The organism is Vibrio rumoiensis, assembly GCF_002218045.2.
GTDB lineage: Bacteria > Pseudomonadota > Gammaproteobacteria > Enterobacterales > Vibrionaceae > Vibrio > Vibrio rumoiensis.
The window spans coordinates 2,319,911-2,342,767 of the sequence record NZ_AP018685.1; the positions used below are offsets into that span (position 1 = coordinate 2,319,911).

At 42.3% G+C, this 22,857-nt stretch carries 18 protein-coding genes and 1 other RNA gene; 1 reads left to right on the forward strand and 18 read right to left on the reverse strand.

Annotated elements, in window-relative coordinates:
• Positions 1–38 precede the first annotated feature (38 nt).
• Positions 39–2,768, reverse strand: coding sequence for a preprotein translocase subunit SecA (gene secA / locus VRUMOI_RS10575; protein ID WP_089138438.1), 2,730 nt, complete (start codon positions 2,766–2,768; stop codon positions 39–41).
• A 296-nt stretch (positions 2,769–3,064) separates the two neighbouring features.
• Between secA and VRUMOI_RS10580 the strand changes: the two genes are divergently transcribed.
• Complete coding sequence (locus tag VRUMOI_RS10580; RefSeq protein WP_089138437.1) at positions 3,065–3,526, forward strand: DUF721 domain-containing protein; 462 nt, start codon at positions 3,065–3,067, stop codon at positions 3,524–3,526.
• 79 nt (positions 3,527–3,605) lie between these two features.
• Here the strand turns inward: VRUMOI_RS10580 and lpxC are convergent, their stop codons facing one another.
• The 17 genes from lpxC to rsmI form a co-directional block, all read right to left on the reverse strand.
• On the reverse strand, positions 3,606–4,529 hold the full coding sequence (lpxC, locus tag VRUMOI_RS10585; RefSeq protein ID WP_089138436.1) for a UDP-3-O-acyl-N-acetylglucosamine deacetylase: 924 nt from the start codon (positions 4,527–4,529) through the stop codon (positions 3,606–3,608).
• Between the two features lie 99 nt (positions 4,530–4,628).
• Entirely contained in the window at positions 4,629–5,843 is a 1,215-nt protein-coding gene (ftsZ, locus tag VRUMOI_RS10590) for a cell division protein FtsZ (RefSeq protein ID WP_089138435.1), read from the reverse strand.
• Between the two features lie 33 nt (positions 5,844–5,876).
• Positions 5,877–7,154, reverse strand: coding sequence for a cell division protein FtsA (gene ftsA / locus VRUMOI_RS10595; protein WP_089138434.1), 1,278 nt, complete (start codon positions 7,152–7,154; stop codon positions 5,877–5,879).
• Positions 7,151–7,930 carry a cell division protein FtsQ/DivIB gene (locus VRUMOI_RS10600; protein WP_089138433.1) on the reverse strand — a complete coding sequence of 260 codons (780 nt, stop codon included), beginning with the start codon at positions 7,928–7,930 and terminating at the stop codon, positions 7,151–7,153. Before VRUMOI_RS10600 ends, ftsA begins: the two co-directional genes overlap by 4 nt.
• A gap of 138 nt (positions 7,931–8,068) precedes the next feature.
• On the reverse strand, positions 8,069–9,535 hold the full coding sequence (gene murC / locus VRUMOI_RS10605) for a UDP-N-acetylmuramate--L-alanine ligase (RefSeq protein WP_089138432.1): 1,467 nt from the start codon (positions 9,533–9,535) through the stop codon (positions 8,069–8,071).
• Between the two features lie 10 nt (positions 9,536–9,545).
• Positions 9,546–10,610 carry an undecaprenyldiphospho-muramoylpentapeptide beta-N-acetylglucosaminyltransferase gene (gene murG, locus VRUMOI_RS10610; RefSeq protein ID WP_089138431.1) on the reverse strand — a complete coding sequence of 355 codons (1,065 nt, stop codon included), beginning with the start codon at positions 10,608–10,610 and terminating at the stop codon, positions 9,546–9,548.
• On the reverse strand, positions 10,597–11,823 hold the full coding sequence (gene ftsW, locus VRUMOI_RS10615) for a cell division protein FtsW (RefSeq protein ID WP_089138430.1): 1,227 nt from the start codon (positions 11,821–11,823) through the stop codon (positions 10,597–10,599). Before ftsW ends, murG begins: the two co-directional genes overlap by 14 nt.
• A gap of 64 nt (positions 11,824–11,887) precedes the next feature.
• Positions 11,888–13,231 (reverse strand): UDP-N-acetylmuramoyl-L-alanine--D-glutamate ligase, encoded by a 1,344-nt coding sequence (murD, locus tag VRUMOI_RS10620; RefSeq protein WP_089138429.1) that lies wholly within the window; start codon positions 13,229–13,231, stop codon positions 11,888–11,890.
• Between the two features lie 20 nt (positions 13,232–13,251).
• Entirely contained in the window at positions 13,252–14,334 is a 1,083-nt protein-coding gene (gene mraY, locus VRUMOI_RS10625) for a phospho-N-acetylmuramoyl-pentapeptide-transferase (protein WP_089138428.1), read from the reverse strand.
• The gene (gene murF / locus VRUMOI_RS10630; RefSeq protein ID WP_089138427.1) at positions 14,331–15,731 is read right to left on the reverse strand and encodes a UDP-N-acetylmuramoyl-tripeptide--D-alanyl-D-alanine ligase; all 1,401 of its coding nucleotides are present in this window, start codon (positions 15,729–15,731) and stop codon (positions 14,331–14,333) included. Before murF ends, mraY begins: the two co-directional genes overlap by 4 nt.
• Positions 15,728–17,212, reverse strand: a complete 1,485-nt coding sequence (gene murE, locus VRUMOI_RS10635) for a UDP-N-acetylmuramoyl-L-alanyl-D-glutamate--2,6-diaminopimelate ligase (protein ID WP_089138426.1) — start codon at positions 17,210–17,212, stop codon at positions 15,728–15,730. Before murE ends, murF begins: the two co-directional genes overlap by 4 nt.
• 5 nt (positions 17,213–17,217) lie before the next feature.
• Positions 17,218–18,978 (reverse strand): penicillin-binding transpeptidase domain-containing protein, encoded by a 1,761-nt coding sequence (locus tag VRUMOI_RS10640; RefSeq protein WP_089138425.1) that lies wholly within the window; start codon positions 18,976–18,978, stop codon positions 17,218–17,220.
• Positions 18,975–19,295: a cell division protein FtsL gene (ftsL, locus tag VRUMOI_RS10645; protein WP_089138424.1), complete on the reverse strand. Its 321-nt coding sequence runs from the start codon at positions 19,293–19,295 to the stop codon at positions 18,975–18,977. The genes VRUMOI_RS10640 and ftsL overlap by 4 nt, the downstream gene beginning before the upstream one ends.
• A complete protein-coding gene (gene rsmH, locus VRUMOI_RS10650) occupies positions 19,292–20,242 on the reverse strand; it encodes a 16S rRNA (cytosine(1402)-N(4))-methyltransferase RsmH (RefSeq protein ID WP_089138423.1) in 951 nt (316 codons plus the stop codon). The genes ftsL and rsmH overlap by 4 nt, the downstream gene beginning before the upstream one ends.
• Before the next feature lie 206 nt (positions 20,243–20,448).
• An RNA gene (gene rnpB, locus VRUMOI_RS10655) (RNase P RNA component class A) lies at positions 20,449–20,882 on the reverse strand.
• Positions 20,883–20,922: 40 nt separating this feature from the next.
• Positions 20,923–21,912, reverse strand: a complete 990-nt coding sequence (locus VRUMOI_RS10660; protein ID WP_089138422.1) for a beta-propeller fold lactonase family protein — start codon at positions 21,910–21,912, stop codon at positions 20,923–20,925.
• Between the two features lie 30 nt (positions 21,913–21,942).
• Positions 21,943–22,809: a 16S rRNA (cytidine(1402)-2'-O)-methyltransferase gene (gene rsmI, locus VRUMOI_RS10665; protein ID WP_089138421.1), complete on the reverse strand. Its 867-nt coding sequence runs from the start codon at positions 22,807–22,809 to the stop codon at positions 21,943–21,945.
• Positions 22,810–22,857: the final 48 nt, after the last annotated feature.

Below are 22,857 nucleotides of genomic sequence, written 5' to 3' on the forward strand. Positions count from 1 at the left end.
CAATCTCTGCGGCCTAATTGTATTACCCAATGCTAAGGTTAGATTTTACCGTGGCATTGTTTGTACTTTTTGCCAGAACCACATGGACAAGGTTCATTACGTCCCACTTTACGCTCCTCACGAACGCTTGGTTGGTTTGCTGTTTCACCTGACTCATCTTCCATGCCTTCCGCTGATTCATGCTGGAATTGTTGATTACGTGCCGCTTCTTCTGCTTGAATACGACGTTGCTCTTCCATACGGTCAACTTCTTCACGTTGTTGTACTCGCACGCGGCTCAAGGTAGAAATCACATCAAACTTCAAGCTATCTAGTAGTTCACCAAACAGCTCAAACGATTCACGCTTAAACTCTTGCTTTGGATCTTTTTGAGCATAACCACGCAGATGAATACCTTGACGCAAGTGATCCATCGCCGCTAAGTGTTCTTTCCATAAATTATCAAGTGTTTGCAGCATCACTTGGCGCTCAAAGTTACGTAGAACTTCTGGACCAACCGCTTCCTCTTTTTGCTTATAGATAGCATTAGCTTCACTAATTACGCGCTCTAACAGAACTTCTTCATATAACTTGTCATCTTCATCTAACCAAGATTGAATAGGTAATGGCAAGTCAAAATCAGCTTGTAAACGCTCTTCTAAGCCCTTGACATCCCACATTTCATCCAGTGATTGTGGTGGGATATACTGTTCAAATACAGAACTTAAAACATCAGTACGGTTTTGCTCAAGCATTTCACTGATGTCTTCTGCGCTCATCAACTCATCACGAAGTTCATAAACCACTTTGCGCTGGTCATTGGCTACATCATCATAATCAAGCAATTGTTTACGCACATCGAAGTTGCGACCTTCAACCTTACGCTGCGCTTTCTCAATCGAACGAGAGAGCATACGGCTTTCGATTGCCTCACCTTCTTCCATACCGCTTTGGATTAAACCCGCCATACGGTCAGAGGTGAAAATACGTAATAGTGAATCTTCCATAGAAAGGTAGAAACGTGAAGAACCCGCATCACCTTGACGTCCTGAACGGCCACGTAGCTGATTATCAATACGGCGAGATTCATGACGTTCAGTACCAATAATGTGTAAACCGCCAGATTCAAGAACCGCATCATGCACTTTTTGCCACTCAGCTTTAATCTGTGCAATTTGTTCTGCTGTTGCAGGTGAACCTTGAGACTCTTCTAATTTCTCAACTTGGTTTTCCCAGCTACCGCCTAATTTAATATCGGTACCACGACCGGCCATATTCGTTGCAATGGTGACTGCACCAGGTGTACCTGCTTGAGCAACAATTTCAGCCTCTTGTTCATGGAACTTCGCATTCAAAACATTGTGTTTAATTTTTGATGCTTTTAACGCATTCGATAGTAATTCAGATTTTTCTATCGAAACCGTACCAACAAGAATCGGTTGACCATTAGCAACACGCTCTTTGATGTCTTCAATGATCGCATCAAACTTCTCTTTTTCTGTACGATAAACGACATCAGGCATATCAATACGGATCATTGGACGGTTAGTAGGGATCACTACGGTGTCTAAACCGTAGATAGATTGGAATTCGAACGCTTCAGTATCCGCAGTACCTGTCATACCAGAAAGTTTTTCATACAAACGGAAATAGTTCTGGAAAGTAATCGATGCCAAAGTTTGGTTTTCATTTTGAATCTTAACGCCTTCTTTCGCCTCTACAGCTTGATGAAGACCTTCAGACCAACGACGTCCTGGCATGGTACGACCGGTGTGTTCATCAACGATGATCACTTCGCCATCTTTAACGATGTAATCAACGTCTTTTTCAAACAATACATGAGCACGGAGCGCTGCATTGACATGGTGTAATAAGCTAATATTAGCCGGTGAATACAACGTCTCACCCTCTTCCATTAAGCCATTCGTCACCAATAACTCTTCAACGTACTCTTGACCAGTTTCAGTCATGTGTACTTGCTTGGCTTTTTCATCAATGGTGTAGTGCTTGTCGCCACGGTATTCTTCCGTATCTTCTTCATCCTGACGCTCTAGGTAAGGGATCAAAGTATTGATACGAGTATAAAGCTCTGAGCTATCTTCAGCAGGCCCTGAGATAATCAATGGTGTGCGCGCTTCATCGATTAAAATCGAATCGACTTCATCGATTACCGCAAAGAAGCGTTCACGTTGAACACGGTCTTCTGGGCGAAATGCCATATTATCGCGCAGATAATCAAAGCCAAATTCGTTATTTGTGCCATAAAGAATGTCACATTGATAAGCGGCTTTCTTCTCTGCTGGAATCATGTTTGGTACGTTGATACCAACCGTCATGCCTAAAAATTCAAATAATTCACGGTTAGTTTCAGCATCACGCTTAGCTAGGTAATCATTAACCGTAATAACATGAACGCCTTTACCCGCGATACCATTCAAGTATGCAGATAACGTTGCTGTTAACGTTTTACCTTCACCCGTACGCATCTCTGCAATTTTACCTGCATTCAATACCATACCGCCGATAAGCTGAACGTCGAAATGACGCATACCATAGATACGTTTTGATGCTTCACGTACTGTAGCGAAAGCTTCTGGTAATAATTTATCTAAAGACTCACCATTGCTGTAACGTTCACGAAATTCAATGGTTTTATGTTGAAGTTGCTCATCCGTTAATGCTTCATAATCTGGTTCAAAACTATTAATTTGATTAACGATCTTTCTCAGCTGGCGTAACGTTCTATCATTACGGCTGCCGATGACACTGGTCAGTAGCTTAGTTAACATTATTTACGAATCTCTCTTTCTGATCTTTCAGATCTCTGCTTTCAGTTTCTCACACTTTAATACTAAGAATACTGAGTAAATTTGGTCTACTTGTCATATGGTGCCAATAAAGCCCATTTTCAAGACTAAAAAACAAGTGCCTATATAGTATGGGATTATCGCACTATCTTCTATCTACAAACGCCTTTGTTTGCGCTCATCCTCATTATTTTTGATTAAAAATAGTTTTTTTTGACATTAATAACTTCTCATAACGCATAATAATAGTCTTAAGCTTTAATTTGATGAGATGACTTATGCGTGACCACCGTCCAAAACTAACTCAAGATTTAATTGGCAATAACCAGTTAAAAGCATTTTCTCAGCATGTTTCGGAAATTTTATCGATCAATGAAGCTCTTAAATTAATCCTACCGAAAAACTTGTTACCGCACTGCCGAGCTGCAAATGTGCGTCAAAGTCAGTTATTAATAGAAGTGGCTAATGCTTCTTTTCAGATGAAGCTCAATTACGAACGGATTAGAATTTTATCAGAATTAAGGGCCGCAGGATTTTCTCGTTTAGTAGGAATAGAGTTTAAGGTCAACCCAGATCTTTACCGTGGCGAAGCTATAAAAGAACCGAAAAAAAGCTATAAACAACATGCCTTAAGTGAAGAAGCCGCTCAATCTATTTTGATGGTAGCTGACTTTGCACCACCAAAACTAAAGCAAAGAATGGAAAGTTTAGCGAAACTCGCTCAAGTTAATAAAAAGTAAGAAACCAAGTTACTCATAATATTCAGGCACAAAAAAACCAGACTTTTCAGTCTGGTTTTTCTTTATACTCAATATAATATTAAGCTAATACTGTATTCGGCATTACTTCACCAAATGCGACAGGTGAGCCAGCTTCTTCTTCAAAAGTTGCCCATTCCCAAGCTTCTTGGTCTGCTAACACTGCACGTAGTAACTGATTGTTTAAAGCATGGCCTGTTTTATAAGCACGTAACTCACCAACAATGCTATGTCCACACATGTATAAGTCACCAATAGCGTCTAATACTTTATGTGTCACAAATTCATTACTAAAACGTAAACCTTCTTCATTCAAGATGCGATATTCATCAAGAACGATGGCGCAGTCAAAGCTACCACCTAAACATAGGTTCTGTGACTGTAAATATTCGATATCGCGCATAAAACCAAAAGTACGTGCGCGAGAAATATCTTTGATAAATGCCTGAGAAGAGAAATCAAACAACATATGCTGTTGCTCAGAGTCAATGGCAGGATGATCAAATTCAATTTCAAAATCCATACGAAAACCGTTATAAGGTACAAGTTCTGCCCACTTATCACCGTCTTCGATACGAATAGGTTTTTTAATACGAATAAAACGTTTTGGTGCATTTAGAGTTTCGACCCCTGCTGATTGCAGCAAGTATACAAACGGGCTAGCACTACCATCCATAATTGGGATTTCAGGTGCGTCTACCTCGATAATAATATTGTCGATCCCCATACCCGCTAGAGCCGCATTTAAGTGCTCAACGGTAGAAATTCGAATGCCTTCATCGTTCACTAACGCAGTACACAACATAGTGTCGCGTACTGAGTTTGGATCAGAAGGGAAATCCACTGGTGGATTCATATCTGTACGACGATAAATTATACCGGTATTAGCTGGTGCAGGACGTAGCGTAAGCGTGACTTTACGCCCAGAGTGGAGACCCACACCAGTCGTTTTCACCATTTCTTTCAATGTACGTTGTCTGATCATCTAACTTTACCTCTAATTCACGCTATATATCGCAATCAGTATATGACTGGTCAGATATGATATCACATCTTAGACACACTTCAAGTTTTTGTATAAAACTCAATCAGCTTGGTGTCTTAAAAATGCAGGAATATCAAGATAGCCACTATCATTCTCATCTGGCTTCTTCACAGTATTTGAATTACCGTTTGAAGCACTTGAGCTTGATGAACCACTATTTGAAGGTCCTTTATTCGTACGAAGCATCGGTTGTGGTTCTTCTTCTGGTTTTGACGCTTGTACTGGAGCATGTGCTGCAGGTTGAGGCGCAGAAACAGATTTAGTACCACCTTTCACTAAGGTAATATCGGGTTGGTGTGAATGACCAATACCAGTTGCGACAACTGTCACTCGAATCTCATCACTCATATCTGGGTCAAGAGAAGTACCGATAACGACCGTTGCATTATCTGAAGCAAACGCTTTGACTGTATTACCAACCGTTTCGAATTCTTCTAAACGCATGTCGAGGCCAGCTGTAATGTTAACAAGTACGCCACGAGCGCCAGCAAGATCGATATCTTCAAGTAATGGGCTAGAAATAGCGATTTCAGCCGCTTCTTCAGCACGGTCTTCACCCGTTGCAACACCGCTGCCCATCATGGCATGTCCCATTTCAGACATAACGGTACGCACATCGGCGAAATCGACATTCATCATACCAGGACGAGTAATCAGCTCTGCAATACCTTGAACGGCATTACGTAGTACATCATTTGCTTTAGCAAACGCTTCAAGCAATGTGATACCGCGGCCAAGTACTTTCAATAGCTTTTCATTAGGAATGGTGATCAAAGAGTCAACATGCTTTGAAAGTTCCTCAATACCTTGCTCAGCAAAAGCCATACGCTTTTTACCTTCAAAACTAAACGGCTTAGTCACAACTGCAACCGTTAAGATACCAAGTTCTTTAGCCACTTCCGCAATAACAGGGGCCGCACCAGTACCGGTACCTCCACCCATACCAGCAGCAATAAACACCATATCAGCGCCCATGAGTACTGCTTTAATTGCTTCACGATCTTCTAGTGCAGAATCACGGCCAACTTGAGGGTTTGCGCCCGCACCAAGACCTTTAGTGATATCACCACCAATTTGAATAACGTTGCTTACACTTACTTTACGTAGCGCTTGGGCATCTGTATTAACAGTGATGAACTCCACCCCTTCGATGGATTCTCTCACCATGTGTTCTACAGCGTTACCGCCACCGCCACCTACTCCAACGACTTTAATTACAGCATCGTCAGACATTTCCATCATCGGTTCAAACATGTGTTTTCTCCGTTTCTTCCTGTTCGCCTCAGGTTAAAACTCTTTTTGTATCCAATTACGTACCTTTTGAATGAATTCAGCAATTGAGGTCCCAGAGCGTTGCTTTGGAACTGTATGCTGATATTCACCCTCATCATAAAACTGGCTGTCTTTGGCGTAATGTAATAATCCAACCGCCGTTGCATGATATGGCTCTTTAACGTAGTCAGTTAACCCTCTGACTTCTAGGGGTTTACCAATTCTTACTTGATTACGGAATACGCGTTCTGCACATTCCACTAATCCTTCAATTTGTGACGCGCCACCCGTCAATACGATACCGGCAGCTAAATGGTGCTTAATACCATCTTCACGTAGCTTTGCTTGCACAGAATCAATGCTTTGATTAACCATGCCCATAAGCTCAGTATATCGGGGTTCTATCACTTCTGCCAAAGTTTGACGTTGTAAGCTTCGAGAAGGTCGCCCACCGACACTTGGGACATTTACAGTATCATCTTTACTGACTAGTTCACTAAGCGCACAGCCAAATTTTACTTTTATCTCTTCAGCATCGCTGACAGGAGTGCCAAATGCAAAGGCAATATCACTTGTAACGGCATTACCTGCATAAGAAAATACTTTTGTGTGACGTAGCGCACCACCGGTCCAAATAGATAGCTCCATTGTACCAGCGCCAATATCAATGACACAGACGCCTAACTCACGTTCATCATCAGTAATGACAGCATTACTTGACGCTAAACCTGAATAAATTAATTGCTCAACTTTTAAATTACAGCGTTCAACGGCTTTAATGATGTTTCTCGCCATATCATTATGACAAGAAATCAGATGAACACTGGCTTCCATACGAACACCAGATAAACCGAGAGGGTTCTTAATGCCCTCTTGGTAATCAATAGTAAACTCTTGTGGAATAACATGTAAAATACGCTGTTCTTCACCGATTTTTATTGATTTAGCAGTATGAATAACACGGTCCATATCTTCCTGAGAAACTTCTTCCTCAGAAATCGCGCCCATACCTTTTTCTATACGGCTTGCAATATGCTTACCAGAAAGAGAAAGGTAGACGCTGGTTATCTGGCATTCAGCCATTAATTCAGCTTGATCAATCGCGCGCTGTACAGATTTTACAACTGATTCAAGGTCGTTAACCCCGCCTTTATCCATACCGTGAGATGGGCTAGTTCCAGATCCGATGATATTAATTTGTCCATCGGGAAGTACTTCACCAACCAAAGCCGATACGGTAGCGGTGCCGATATCAAGACCAACGACAATGTTTCCTTCTGCGGTCTTCGTCATTTATTTCTCTCTTGTGCTGAATCATCATCTGGAATCCACCCGACGGCGGCTCCAGTATCATATCGAAGATCGATGTAGCTAATTTGCTCAACTTTATCGCCTAAGCGTTTGTAAAGTTCAACAAAACGATTCAAACGGTCTTCACGAGCATCTTTACCAAGCTCTAAGCGAATACCATTATCTAATATTAATTGCCAAGCACGCCTATCGTTTAATACCACCGATGTAATAGTGCGCCCTAGTGGTTTTAATTCTTGAGTACTTTTTTTCCAGACCGATAAGACTTGCTTGCTCGATCCTTCTGGACCATAAAGGTTGACTGTATTTTCACCGGCATCTTCAGGATGACCATTAAATACATTTCCATCTGGATTTAATAATGAATTACCATTCCAAATGGCAATCGCTTTATATTCAACAATATAGACTTTTATTAAGTCAGGCCATTGCTTTCTGATCGAAATTTGTTCAACCCAAGGTAATGTTTGTAACACTTGTTGTAACTGATTGACGTCTTGAGTCATAAATGTCCCAATACGTGGTATATCAGCTAATGCAGTTTGCACTTCTTCAGGGCTAACATGAACTAGGTTACCTTCTACCATAAGGCGAGAAAGAGGCAAACGCTGATCATCAGTCATCCAACTAAATGTAGAATAAATTAAAGCGCCAATAGCAATCACAACCAACAACAAAAACACACCACCAAACCAATGCTGTTTTGATGATGGTGCTTGGGTCGCATTTTCGCTTAAAATTTCTGCAGTGATATTCATAATGAGCAGCTAGACTCTAAATTATTCATTAAACGCCCATAATTAGATGTTAACGACAACGACATCCCTGAAAATAACCACAATTAACAGGGATTATACTGACCCAAGCCCATAGTGCCAATACAACTCGTCGCTATTTTACTCACTAATGACTTTCATTTTGCCAATATTCAGCTGAAAATCGGCTAAATCCTTTGCAACACGGCCTACATCACCCGCACCTTGAGTTAAAACTAAATCATTATCTTCTAATAAATTAGCTAATGTTGATGGTAGTTTATTAGAGGAATCAACAAATATCGGATCAATTTTTCCACGACTCCGGATTGTGCGACATAAAGAACGACTATCTGCACCTGAAATTGGTTTTTCACCCGCAGCATAAACATCTAGCATAATTAAAACGTCGACTTTCTCTAATACATTAGCAAAATCATCATACAAATCACGAGTACGGCTATAACGATGTGGTTGGAAAATCATTACTAAGCGTTTATCTGGCCAGCCCGAACGAGCCGCTTGGATAGTCACATCTACCTCGCTAGGATGATGGCCGTAGTCATCCACTAGCATCGCGTGCCCATTACCTGTATCAAACTCACCTAAATGGTCAAAGCGGCGACCTGTTCCTTGCGTGCTAACTAAAGCTCGAACAATTGCATCATCTGCAATATCATCTTCCGTTGCGACAGCAATCGCAGCAGATGCATTCAAGGCATTGTGCTTACCCGGAATATTAAGCGTAATATCTAAATCCGCTCGACCTTGACGAACAACGGTAAAGTTACCTTGCTGACCTTTTTGGTGATAATTCACAATGCGTACATCCGCATCTTCAGAGAAACCATAAGTGATAACCTGACGGCTTACGCGAGGAATTAATTCTCTCACAACAGGATCATCGACGCACATAATAGCTTGTCCATAGAATGGTAAGTTATGTAAAAAATCAATAAATGTCTGTTTTAAGGTTTCAAAGTCACCGCCATACGTATCCATATGATCGGCCTCAATATTGGTCACAATGCTTACCATTGGCTGCAAGTGTAAGAAAGAGGCGTCACTTTCATCTGCTTCAGCGATTAAATAACGGCTCGAACCTAAACGAGCGTTAGTTCCCGCGCTTTTAACTAAACCACCATTAACAAAAGTAGGATCAAGACCCGCTTCAAAATAAATTTGTGTCACTAAAGCAGTGGTAGTGGTTTTCCCATGAGTACCGGCAACCGCAATACCATGTCGAAAACGCATTAACTCAGCCAGCATTTCAGCGCGACGCACAACCGGAATACGTAATTTTTTAGCCGCAACCAGTTCAGGGTTCTCATTAGAAATGGCGGTTGAGACAACGACCACACTCGCCTGTTGAATATTACTTTCTTGGTGGCCAAAATAAATAGTCGCACCTTTCGCACTCAACCTTTCTGTCACAGGGTTAGAAGCTAAATCGGACCCACTGATATCATAACCTTCGTTAAGCAACACTTCGGCTATACCACTCATCCCTGCGCCACCAATCCCCACAAAGTGAATGCATTTTACGCGGCGCATTTCAGGTACAATTGAACGCAACTCAGATAAGTTAGGGTTTTGTTTTGTTAACATCAATTATTTCTCAATCTTGGCTTACAGCGATAATCGCCGAAGCTACTCGGGTATCGGCATCGGTAATAGCAGCTGCTCGTGCTTTTTCTGCCATTGCTAGTAACTGAGTTCTATCCAGTTTTTGTATATGTTCAATTAAAGCTTGTTCTGTTAAGTCCGGTTGCTCAATCATGAGCGCCGCTCCACACTGAACAAGATGATCAGCATTAAGCGCTTGTTGACGATCTTTATGCATAAATGGAATAAAGATCGCACCGACACCAGCCGCTGAGACTTCAGAAACCGTCAAGGCACCAGAACGACAAACTAATAAATCGGCCCAGGCATAAGCTTGTGCAACATCATCAATAAACTCGGAAACTTCTGCATTGATGACGGCATTATCTTGATAGAGAGACTCAACCATTTGTTGCTGACCTTTACCAGCCTGATGACGAATTTGATAGTCACGACCTAACTGTTTCATCACTGGCGGTAATGTTGTATTTAATATTCTGGCACCTTGGCTTCCACCCATCACCAAAATTCGAATCGGATCATCTCGATTTTCAAAGCGAAGCTTTGGTTCCGCTATATCGACAACATCTTGGCGAACAGGGTTGCCGACAACTTCAGCATTTGGAAACGCACCAGGAAATGCTTGCATAACTCGCTTAGCGATTTTAGACAGCCATTGATTAGTTAAACCTGCAACCGCATTTTGCTCATGCAATACGACAGGAATACCGGAGAGCCAAGCAGCAACACCACCCGGACCACTCACATACCCTCCCATTCCTAGCACCACATCAGGTTGCCAAGCTTTAATATGCTTTCTTGCTTGCATGATGGCGTTGATAATTTGAAACGGTGCTTTGATAAGCTTAGTAATACCTTGACCGCGCAAACCTTTGACATGGATGAAATCGATCTCAATACCATGTTTAGGCACTAATTCTGCCTCCATACGATCAGGCGTCCCCAACCAGCGAATTTCCCAACCTTGCAGTTGTAATTGTTTAGCCACAGCCAAGCCTGGAAAAACATGTCCTCCAGTTCCACCAGCCATCACTAATAAACGTTTAGTTTTTTTCATTATCATCTAATTCTTGTTGAGTTTTCTCTGGTTGCGGTTTCTTTTCGCTTATTGGCTTTGCGGCCAATGACAAAGTCGCCACTCGACGTTCATAATCAATACGCAGTAGCAAAGCTACCGCCGTCATCATGATGATTAAACTTGAGCCACCATAACTAATGAGAGGTAGTGTTAAACCTTTTGTTGGAACGATGGCAGCTGCAGCTCCTACGTTAACTAACGTTTGGAAGGCAAACCAAATACTAATGCTAGTGGCAAGAAAACCACCAAATAAATGACCAGATTCAAGAGATTGTTTTCCTATTGACAACGCCTTGTACACCAAAGCAAAAATCATTAATAACACAAACGTCACGCCAATAAAGCCGAGTTCTTCCCCGACGACCGCAAAGACAAAGTCAGTATGAGCTTCTGGAAGGTATTCCAACTTTTGAATTGAGTTGCCTAACCCTTGTCCAAACAAACCACCACGGCCAAATGCCATGAGTGATTGTGTCAATTGGTAACCACTCCCGAATGGATCTTCAAATGGGTTCATAAATGAAGTCACACGACGAATACGGTATGGTTCAGCGAGAATAAGTAAAACTACTGCGCCGATACCAACTAATAATAAGGAAATAAATTGCTTTAATTTCGCTCCGGCAATAAACAGCATGCCGAATAAAGTGACCAGCATTACAACAACCGTCCCTAAATCCGGTTGAGCGAGTAATAATACGGCCAAGCAACCAAAGACGATAATTGGCTTAATAAAACCACCAAAAAAAGAGGTTTTCACTTCATCATGCTTACGAACTAGATAACTAGACATAAAAATAAACAACGATAGTTTTGCCACTTCAGCTGGTTGTAAGTTAAATAAACCAAGAGGGATCCAACGAGATGCACCATTAACCGAATGCCCAACTAGCAATACCACTAATAGTAAAAACATAGAAAGCAAAAGTAAGTGCATACTATGCTTCATCCATCTATTTAGCGGAATTTGTACAACGACCACGGCCGCACATAAAGCTAAAAATAAGAAAATGGCATGTCGCACCATAAAGTGAAATGGTTCCCCCGTTAAACGGGTACTAATAGGAAAAGAAGCCGACGTTACCATCACCAAACCAATTAACATCAAACCAAATGCTAACCACACCAATTGGCGATCATAAAGTACGTCCGGTGAAGGCTGACGCACCCAACCTTGAAATCCTTTGCCCATATTTTGTACTTTTGTTTTAACCACGGTTAGCCTTTAATTCGATAAATAAGCAATGAGAAAATTATTAGGATGCTAATGCCGCATAATGTTGTGCTAGACGGGTAAATTCATCGCCTCTAGCCATAAAGTTTTTAAATTGATCAAAACTGGCACAAGCTGGTGATAACATCACTAAATCCCCCGGCTTCAATTCAGGATAAATCGATTCAAGTGCCTGTTCCATCGTATCCCAACGTTGTGCAGAAGAGTGTAACGAAACAAACAAATCACCATCTTGACCAAAACAGTGCAATTTAACATTTAAGCCTTGCAACACTGGTGCTAAATCAGAAAAATCCGCCCCTTTGCCAACACCGCCCACCAGCAAATGCAAACACCCAGTTAGTTGTAACCCTGACAATGCAGCAAGTGTGCTCGCAACATTAGTGGCCTTTGAGTCGTTAATCCATTTAATACCGTGATTATCCGCAACTAACTGGCATCGGTGTGTTAGCCCCGTGTAAGTTTTAAGTGCTGGGATGACAGTTGATAAGTCAATGTTTACGGCATCAAGCAATGCCAATGCGACTAAACTGTTAGAAAGGTTATGTCGTCCGACTAAACTCAAATCTTCGACCGCAACAACCGGTTGCCCTTGCTTAGACAGATATTCTTGCGCTTCTAGCCATACCACACCGAAATCTTGCTCATCAAAGCCAAAAGTGACCACTGGAATATCATCTTGCTGAGGATAAGTTTCCGGTTCATTACGATTAACGATGGCCGTTTCTGCATGCAGGAAAATACGTTGTTTTGCCGCTGCATAATCCTCCATCCCTTGATAACGGTCCATATGATCTTCAGAAAGATTTAAATAAGCGGCTGCCGCTAACTTCAGTGAAGAAGTGGTTTCAAGTTGAAAGCTAGACAATTCCAATACATACAAATCAATATCATCAGCTAACAACTCAAGAGCTGGCACGCCAATATTGCCTCCAACACCGACCGTTAATCCTACTGATTTAGCCAGTACCCCGGTTAAATCCGTTACCGTGCTTTTACCATTTGATCCAGTAATAGCAACGACAGGTGCGTTTGCCGCCCAAGCAAATAATTCAATATCACCAACGACAGGAATACTGCGAGCCAGCGCTTGTTGGATTTCAGGTGTCGCAAGAGCAATACCAGGATTCGTTACAATCAGATCCGCGTCTAATAACCAATCGAGTTGCCAACTCCCCGTATGAACCTCAATACTAGAATCAAGTAATTCAACACCAGGTGGTTGAGAACGAGTATCTATAACTTTAATTGACAGCTCTTGAGGTAAGCTCTGTAAATATTTAACGACAGATAAACCTGTCACACCCAAACCAACCACAACGACACGTTGGATTCCTTGCCATTTTGCGAATAATGAGTGTGACATAACATAGTATCCTATAAAAATTAACGAACTTTCAGAGTTGCCAAGCCAATCAGTACTAGTACGATCGAGATTATCCAAAAACGCACGATCACGCGCGGCTCTGGCCAGCCTTTCAATTCATAGTGATGGTGAATCGGCGCCATACGGAAGATGCGCTGACCACGTAATTTATAGGAGCCGACTTGCAAAATAACCGACAAGGTTTCCATCACAAATACCCCACCCATGATCACCAATACAAATTCTTGACGAACCAAAACAGCAATCGTCCCTAAGGCGCCACCAAGTGCTAATGAACCAACATCGCCCATGAACACTTGTGCTGGATAGGTGTTAAACCATAAGAAACCTAACCCTGCCCCGACAATGGCAGTACAAACCACAACTAATTCGCTAGCATAAGGGACATATGGAATATGGAGGTATTCTGAAAAGTTCACATTACTAGTAGCCCAAGCAATGACAGCAAAACCTGCAGAGACTAACACAGTTGGCAAAATCGCCAGTCCGTCCAGGCCATCCGTTAAGTTAACTGCATTACTCGTCCCAACGATGACAAAGTATGTTAAAACGATATACATCAAACCAAGTTGAGGCATCACGTCTTTAAAGAAAGGAACCACCAGCTGCGTTGCTGATGTATCTTTACCCATTGCATATAAAGCAAAGGCAACACCAAACGCAATCACCGACTGCCAGAAATACTTCCAACGAGCAATTAATCCATCGGTATTTTTACGAACGACTTTACGATAATCATCGACAAAACCGACCACACCATAACCAAGTAGTACCGCCATGACGGCCCAAACATAAGGATTAGATAAATCTGCCCATAAAAACACCGTCGCCGTAATAGCAGCCAAGATCATCACACCGCCCATGGTTGGGGTGCCACGTTTGCTAAAGTGAGACTCAGGCCCATCATTACGGACGACTTGGCCAATTTGTAAAAGTTGCAAACGTTGAATTAATTTAGGGCCCATCCAAAGTGATAAACCTAAAGCCGTTAAAATGCTTAAAATGGCTCTAAAAGAGAGGTATTCAAACAATCGGAAAAAGGATAAATATGGCTGTAACAGTTCTGCGAGCCAGATAATCATGCGTAAATCTCCTTCAAAGCAGCAACAACCTGACTCATTTTAGAGCTATTTGCTCCTTTGATCAGTAAAGTATGTTTTTCTTCTGCTTGCATTTCTAGTTGTTGGTTAGGTAAGTGCTGCTTAATAAAATCAATCATAGCGCTATGAGTTGCAAAGTGTTTACCACAAGTCGATAAATCATGCGCTTGCTGGCAAAGCTGGCTAATGATTGCGGTATCCTCGCCAAAAGTGAGGACATAGTCAAAATTATATTGCGCGGCATGTTCGCCGACTTCTTTATGTAAGGCTTGGCTTTCTGCACCGAGCTCAGCCATATAACCTAAAATGAGCCAACGTTTACCTTGATAATTTGCTAATAAATCAACAGCCGCCTTCATCGCAGGAACGCTGGCATTATAACTATCATCAATAATGCGAATTGTATCGGTAAGATCAATCGCTTCAACTCGGCCTTTAACATGGCTTGGCATTTGCAAACCGCTCACGACTTCATCTAATGTTGCGCCAGCTTGAATGGCCATTGCCGCAGCGGCTAAAGCATTACTAATATTATGCTCACCAATCATTGGTAAACACACCGTTTTTTTACCCAAAGGGCACACAAGGATAAATGAAGCTTCTCCACGTTGATTCACCTCGATTTGCTCGGGGTAAAAATCTGCCTCATTATTATTCATCGAAAAAGTAATGACGTTTTTATCTTCCAGAACCGAATGCCAACCAGGCAAGCCATTGCTGTCTAAATTGACAACGGCATAACCACCTGAATCCAGCCCTTGATAAATTTCACCTTTTGCTTTTGCTACGCCTTCAATAGAACCAAAGCCCTCTAGATGTGCAGCGGCAACATTGTTGACTAAAGCAATATCAGGTTGAACCAAACTAGTGGTATAAGCGATTTCACCTTGGTGGTTCGCCCCTAATTCAATTACAGCATAATCATCATTACGTTCACTTCGCAAAAGAGTCAAAGGGACGCCAATCTCATTATTAAAGTTTCCTGCCGTCGCGAGAACTTGCCCCTTTTGTTTTAAAATAGCGGCTAACATTTCTTTGACTGTGGTTTTCCCACAACTACCGGTAAGAGCTAAGGTTTTGGCTGTTGATTGTTGATGCATCCATTGCCCTAACTGGCCCAGCGCTTTTTGGGTATCTTCAACCACCACTTGACTAATATTCAGATCAAGTTTTCTAGAGACTAATAATGCCTTCGCGCCACAATCAAGCGCTTGTTGGCAAAAATCATGGGCATCAAAACGCTCACCAATTAAAGCAATAAATAAAGCGCCCGATTCAACTTGGCGAGTATCGGTAGTCACCGAGATAATCTCGGTATTTTCACCAATAACGGTACCCGATGTTATTTGTGCGAGTTGCTGGAGAGAAAATGGGATCATAACGGTAATCCTAATAAAGCTTGAGCGGTTTCGCGGTCAGAATAATGCACAGTTTTGCCATCGATGATTTGATAATCTTCATGGCCTTTGCCCGCTAATAAAATAATATCGTTCTCACTCGCTTGCTGAAGAGCATACTCACAAGCTTGATAACGGGAGTGGATCACGTGAATGTGTTCAGGATTTATCGCACCTTGCAACATATCGGCAACGATTTGACTGGGATCTTCTGAGCGCGGATTATCATCAGTAATAATGGATTCATCGGCCAGTCGTTCAGAAATCTCGGTCATCATTGGGCGTTTTCCTGTATCACGATCACCGCCACAACCAAAGATTGACCATAATTTCCCTTGGCAATGTACTCTCAATGCCATCAACGCTTTCTCAAGTGCATCTGGTGTGTGTGCATAATCAACGACAATTTTGGCTTGCGCTTTCGGGGACTGAAAAAGCTCCATACGACCAATAACAGGTGTCAATTGAGGAGCCACTTGAACGAGTTGATCTAACTCAAAACCTAGACTTAACAACGTTGCCAATGCCACCAGTAAATTACTGGCATTAAAAGCACCTATTAAAGGCGCCTGAAATTGAGTTTTGCCCCAATCTCCATTGAGCTGCAATGAAATTCCATTATCAGAATAAAGTACTTTATCGGCCCACAAAGATTTATGTGTTGGCACTTTTTCTGGTTTATATAGTGAAATAGAAATGGCATCAGGCAAGCGCTTTAACCATTGCTGGCCAATGGCGTCATCAGCATTGATAATTTTATGCTGACAATCGTGCTGAGAAAATAAACTGAACTTTGCTTCCGCGTACTCTTCCATCGTACCGTGATAATCAAGATGATCACGGCTAAGGTTAGTAAATGCGGCCGCAGCAAAAGGCAACGATTTGACTCGCCCTTGAACTAAACCATGTGAAGACACTTCTAGTGCGGTATATTGCGCGCCTTGTTGTTGTAATTGACTTAATGTTTGTTGAATTTCAATGGCATTACCAGTCGTGTTTGCTGCAGGTTTCAAATCATTAAGAAAGCCATTCCCCGTCGTTCCCATCACAGCGGCTTTTTGACCCACTAAATCGATCCATTGAGCAATTAACTGTGAAATAGTGGTTTTACCATTGGTGCCCGTAATACCAATCAGTTTCATCGGGGAGAATTGATACAAACGTCCCGCTAATAATGAAAGTTGAGATCCAATATTATCTAAATAAATAACAGGGATAGATTCTCGTTTTTCAATGTACTGATCAGGGTGCAGATGATCAGCATCGGCAATAATCGCAATGGCACCTGATGCAATGGCTTTATCAATAAATAAGCGCCCATCGACCGCATGTCCTTTAATCGCAACAAATACATCGCCACTAGATACTTTGCGGCTATCTAGTTGTAAATTATCAACACAGATTGAAAAATCCGCATCCAATTCAATCCAAGGTTGTAATAAATCAGAAAGTAATTTAGCCATAGATTTTATTCTCCGACCTCTGATTCAGGCGTCGCATCCGGTGTGACATTCATAATTTGCAGAGCCCCTTTCATAATTTCAGAAAAAACAGGCCCTGCGACCGAACCACCATAGAACTTATCACCTTGTGGTTCATTCACGACTACAACAAGCGCTAAACGAGGATCACTGATTGGCGCAATACCCGCCGTCAGTGCTACATATTGATCACTATACCCCCCCGCTTTTGCTTTACGGGACGTCCCCGTTTTCGCCCCAACACGATAACCAGGCACTTTAGCTGAACGAGCAGTGCCGCCCTTATGCGTCACTTGCTCAAGCATATTAATAACCTTACGTGCCGCATCCGCATCCGCAGCTCTGAAAGTACGTCCTGGTGTCCCGCCTTTCAAGATATTTAGAGGTTTGTTCACGCCCATATTTCCCAAGGTGGCATAAGCATGAGCCAATTGCAGTGGTGTAACTGAGATACCATAACCAAACGCGAGTGTAGCTTCTTCAAATGGAGACCAACGACGGCGATCAGGGAAAATACCGGTCACTTCACCTGGCAACCTAAGCCCAGAAACGTTGCCAAAGCCAACAGCGCTATACATAGCAAGAATCTCTTTCACATCCATTTTTAATGCAATCGTAGCAATACCAACGTTACTGGATTTCTTCAAAATTGTAGTCAGATCTGCTTTACCTGCCGCCTCTGAATCACGAACTCGGCTACCACCGACTCTCATTATGCCATTACCGGTATCTATGATCGTTTTATCATCAATAATCCCTTTATCTAAACCCGCTAAGATCACAAATGGCTTCATGGTTGAACCCGGCTCAATCGAGTCCGTCAACGCACGGTTACGCATTCTAAAACTTTGTAGCTGATCACGATTATTGGGGTTATAAGAAGGCGCATTGACCATCGCAAGCACATTACCCGTTTTCACATCAATCAGCACCACAGTACCGGATGTTGCTCGGAAATCAGCAACGGCTTGTTTAATCGCACGATATGAAATGGCTTGTAATCGTTGGTCTATTGTTAACTGTAAAGGCTTACCCGGCTCTTGTGTTTTTAAAGAAATGTTTTCGACAACACGACCAAAGCGGTCTTTTCGAATAGTTCGCTTACCCGCTTCACCTGTTAGCCAGTCATCAAAGCTGCGTTCCATGCCCTCAAGACCATGGCCATCAATTCCGGTCACACCAACGACATGAGCACTCACTTCACCCGCGGGATAGAAACGACGAGATTCATCTTTCAAACCAATGCCTGGCAGTTTTAGCTCTTTTACGTATTTAGACATAGCAGGGCTAACTTGGCGTTGTAAGTAAATGAATCGTTTATTTTTATTTTGTTCGATCTTGCGAACTAGACCTTTTTGATCTAATCCAAGAACGTTAGCCAATGCGTACCAACGATCAAGTTCATCTAAACCATTGGCTTTTATAATGGTGGCCGGATCAGCCCACACCGCTTGAACTGGTACACTTACCGCAAGCTGCTCACCATTGCGATCAGAGATAATGCCACGAGCCGTAGCAATCGCTTTAACGCGAACCGAACGCATATCTGCCTGCTGAATTAATTGATCTGGTTCGAACACCTGGATATAAGCAGTTCGAGCCACCAGCACAAAAAGAGCGAGCACAATAAAACCAACAACAAGGTTGTAGCGCCACGAGATCAAAATAGAAGATGTTTGAGTTGAAACCTTTTTATTTACTGGCTTTTTATTTTTCTTCACTGTTTTTTTATTTTCAGGCTTCTTCATTTCAAGTTCACAACCACTTCTTTATCGGAATCAGGACGCTTCATATCAAGATCTTTCACTGCGATTCTCTGAACTCGAGTATGCTCTGCAAGCGCATTCTCTTCCAAAATTAAGTTACGCCACTCACTATCAAGCTTTTCTCTACTTTCTAATAGTTCATCACGTAAAGTAATTTGATGACGAGTGTTATAAGTCGTCAATACCACCGCAATTGAGCTGGCAAAAATAAGAAACAACAATATTAATGGCACCCGACCTACGGAAATAAGATCGTTCCATATGCTACGAATTAAAGTTGGTGGTTGTTTGTTTATCATAACTTTTCAGCAATACGTAATACGGAGCTACGTGAACGAGTATTCACTTCAACTTCTGATTTTGAAGGTTTAATGGCTTTGCCTATTGTTTTCATATTCGCCGAACCAAGCGCCTTAATTTGATCTTCCGTCATCGGAATACCATGAGGTACTTGAGGGCCTTGACTTTCACGGCGCATAAAACGTTTCACCATACGATCTTCTAACGAGTGGAAGCTGATCACCGACAAACGACCTTCTGGCGCTAAAATATTCATCGCCCCTTTGAGGGCAAAGTCGATTTCTTCTAATTCACTGTTAATGTAAATTCGAATGGCTTGAAAGCTGCGCGTCGCAGGATGCTTCTTTTCTTTAAAATTCTTAGGTGCTACATCGGAAATAAGCTTGGCAAGTTGACTGGTTCTCATCAATGGCTCATTTTCAGGGTTTTCGCGATATTCAACTAAACCACGAGCAATACGTCTCGCATGCTTCTCCTCACCAAACTCACGCAGCACCCACGTAATATCATCCAGTTCAGCCTCAGCTAACCATTCAGCAGCGGACTGACCTGTTGTTGGATCCATACGCATATCAAGAGGGCCATCTTTCATGAAGCTGAAGCCACGATCCGCATCATCAAGTTGCGGGGATGACACTCCAAGGTCGAATAATACGCCATCAACCTTACCAACAAGTTGATATTGCTCGGCATAAGATTGAATACCAGAAAAAGGGCCATGGATAATCGTAAAGCGAGGATCGTCGATCTTTTTCGCTTCGGCAATCGCTTGTGGATCTCGGTCGATACTATACAAACGACCTTCAGGCCCTAATTGAGATAAGATTGTTCTGCTATGACCACCACGACCAAACGTGCCGTCAATATAGGTACCATTTGGCTTGATATTCAATCCGTCTATCGATTCATTTAGGAGTACAGAAACGTGTTGAAAGGTATTGGTCATAGGGTTCATTGCTCAATTTAATGTGAAGGGCTTAGGATATTCATGTCGGCCGCGCAACGCAAGAAATCAGCGGATATTATGCGGTTATTTAGCCTAGTTTATGCTAATTCTAGCTAGAATCGTTAACAGCACGTCAAAAGGCCGATATTGGATAAACAAATTCATAAAAAAACCCATCGCAGAAAACTGCAATGGGTTAATTAAAAAGTTGGAGTTGACATCATAAGCCGGGTTCTGTCTCCGCTTGCGCGGCGATAGCCATTCGTCTAGGCCAGCAATCGCTCACTGGCTCAAGCAACCTACCCGCCCCCTTACGCGAGCAACGCAATGTGAGGGCCTATTTGGTCTTGCTTCGGGTGGAGTTTACCTTGCTACGAACTGTTACCAGACGTACGGTGCGCTCTTACCGCACCCTTTCACCCTTACCTGTTCGCTTCTTACTTCCGAAGAAATGAAGAATAGCGTCATCGGCGGTTTTCTCTCTGCTGCACTTGTCGTGAGCTCACGCTCCCCAGGCGTTACCTGGCACCCTGCTCTTTGAAGCCCGGACTTTCCTCCCCTTCGACAGTCTCCCACTCATTTTTACCGAAATAAAAACCAGTAAGGACATCAACGAAGCAGCGACTATCCAGTCAACTCCGACGCGGATTATACGCACCTCACCTTAGAAGACAAGAAATTCAAAGCATTCGGATCCACATTGGCTCATCTCCAACCGGATAACGGTATAAATGCTGCCAATCACCTGTTGCTGAATTAATTTGTTCAACACTGATATGATGGGATAGTTGACCCGCAATGATTAGAAATGTCCCACTTGGATCAAGACAAAATCCTCGAGGAAAATGCTCGGTAGGGCGTTGAAAGCGTAAATAGAGCTCTTTCTTAGAGTAATCGACTTCAAAGCAAGCGAGTGTATTTAAACTACGCTCTGTTACATATAAAAACTGCCCGTTAGCACTTAAAGTGATATCCGCTGCTTTATGCACAAACGTTGAACTTTGATTCATATAGGAAAGTTTTTGAACTTGCAGCCAATCTCTTTGACGCTCTCTGGTGTTAGCTTGATACCATAGGATGTCACCATTTAATTCATTAATGACAAAAAACTGCTCTCCGTCGGGATGAACTGTGATGTGCCTTGGGCCAGCTCCTGCTTCAGTTTGAAAAGTTTGGGCATCGTCAGCATGTAGTTTTCCACGTAAGTCGAGTTGATACCCGCGAATCAAATCATCGCCTAAACATGAGACTAAAATAAAATTATCATTTAGCGCCGCAACACAATGAGCGTTGGTTAAATTATTAATCACTTGATGAGGAGTCTGAGCAATTCCATCAGCTCCCAACCTACAGACACTCACACAATGCCCCGCATAAGAGGCGATCAATAAAAACTGACCACTGGTATCTAAACAACTAGCAGTACCACTTGATGGTAAGGGCGCGCGGCCGATCTGCGTAAGACGACCATCGCTTTCAATTTTATAACTCAGTACTGCAAAGTCTGGTCGTATTGTCGCGTATAAGTACTGCTTATCAGCGCTAATAGTGGTAGGTTGAACCTCACCACCGGTATCAACAACTTGCAATAAATCTAATTCACCATTCAAAGCCATGGTAAACACATGGATCTGATGGCTGACAGGACAGGAAACATAAACAACAGACATATTTATCACCTTAAATACCCAAACGTTAAATTAGTCTAAATTATCTAACCCCCATTTGTATAAGGCATTTTTTTTCAAATTATGTATCTCAGCAACAAGTGCGGCAGCTTTTTTCAGCGGTAATTCTTGAGTCAATATCTTCAACGTTCTCAATGCATCATCTGGTAACGCATCCGCAATTTTATCTTCTCGATAACCATGGATAAGAATGACCATCTCTCCGCGCTTACGGTTATCATCCTCATTTAACCATTCAATAAGCTCACCTAAAGGAGCCCCATAAATGGTTTCAAAGGTTTTGGTTAATTCACGTGCGAGCACGACCTCACGTTCCGGACCAAGAACCGCTAACATATCATCTAAACAATCATTAATACGATGCGGGGATTCGTAAAAGATACAAGTTCGCTCTGCTTTACTAATCTCTAGTAATTTATCTTTACGTCCTTTACTTTTAGCGGGTAGAAAACCTTCAAAGCTAAAACGATCCGACGGCAACCCTGAAGCACTCAATGCAGTGATTACCGCACAGGCTCCAGGTAATGGCACAACTTTTACTCCAGCTTGACGACATTTCGTCACAAGGTGATATCCTGGATCACTAATTAGTGGCGTGCCAGCATCAGAAATTAATGCTATCGACTCTCCTGCTAATACTTTATCAACTAACACTTGTGCTTTTTGCTGCTCATTATGATCATGCAATGCGTATGTCTTAGTTGATATGCCGAAATGAGAGAGTAAACGGCCTGAATGTCTTGTATCTTCAGCCGCAATCAGGTCAACTTGATTTAAAATATCTAATGAACGTTGAGTGATATCGCCTAAATTACCGATGGGTGTAGGAACAATATACAGGGCTGGGCACTCTAAAAGAGCAGTTTTGTTATCTATCATTTGTTTACCGTCACTTGAGCGATTAATATAGAGTCAATCTTTCACAAA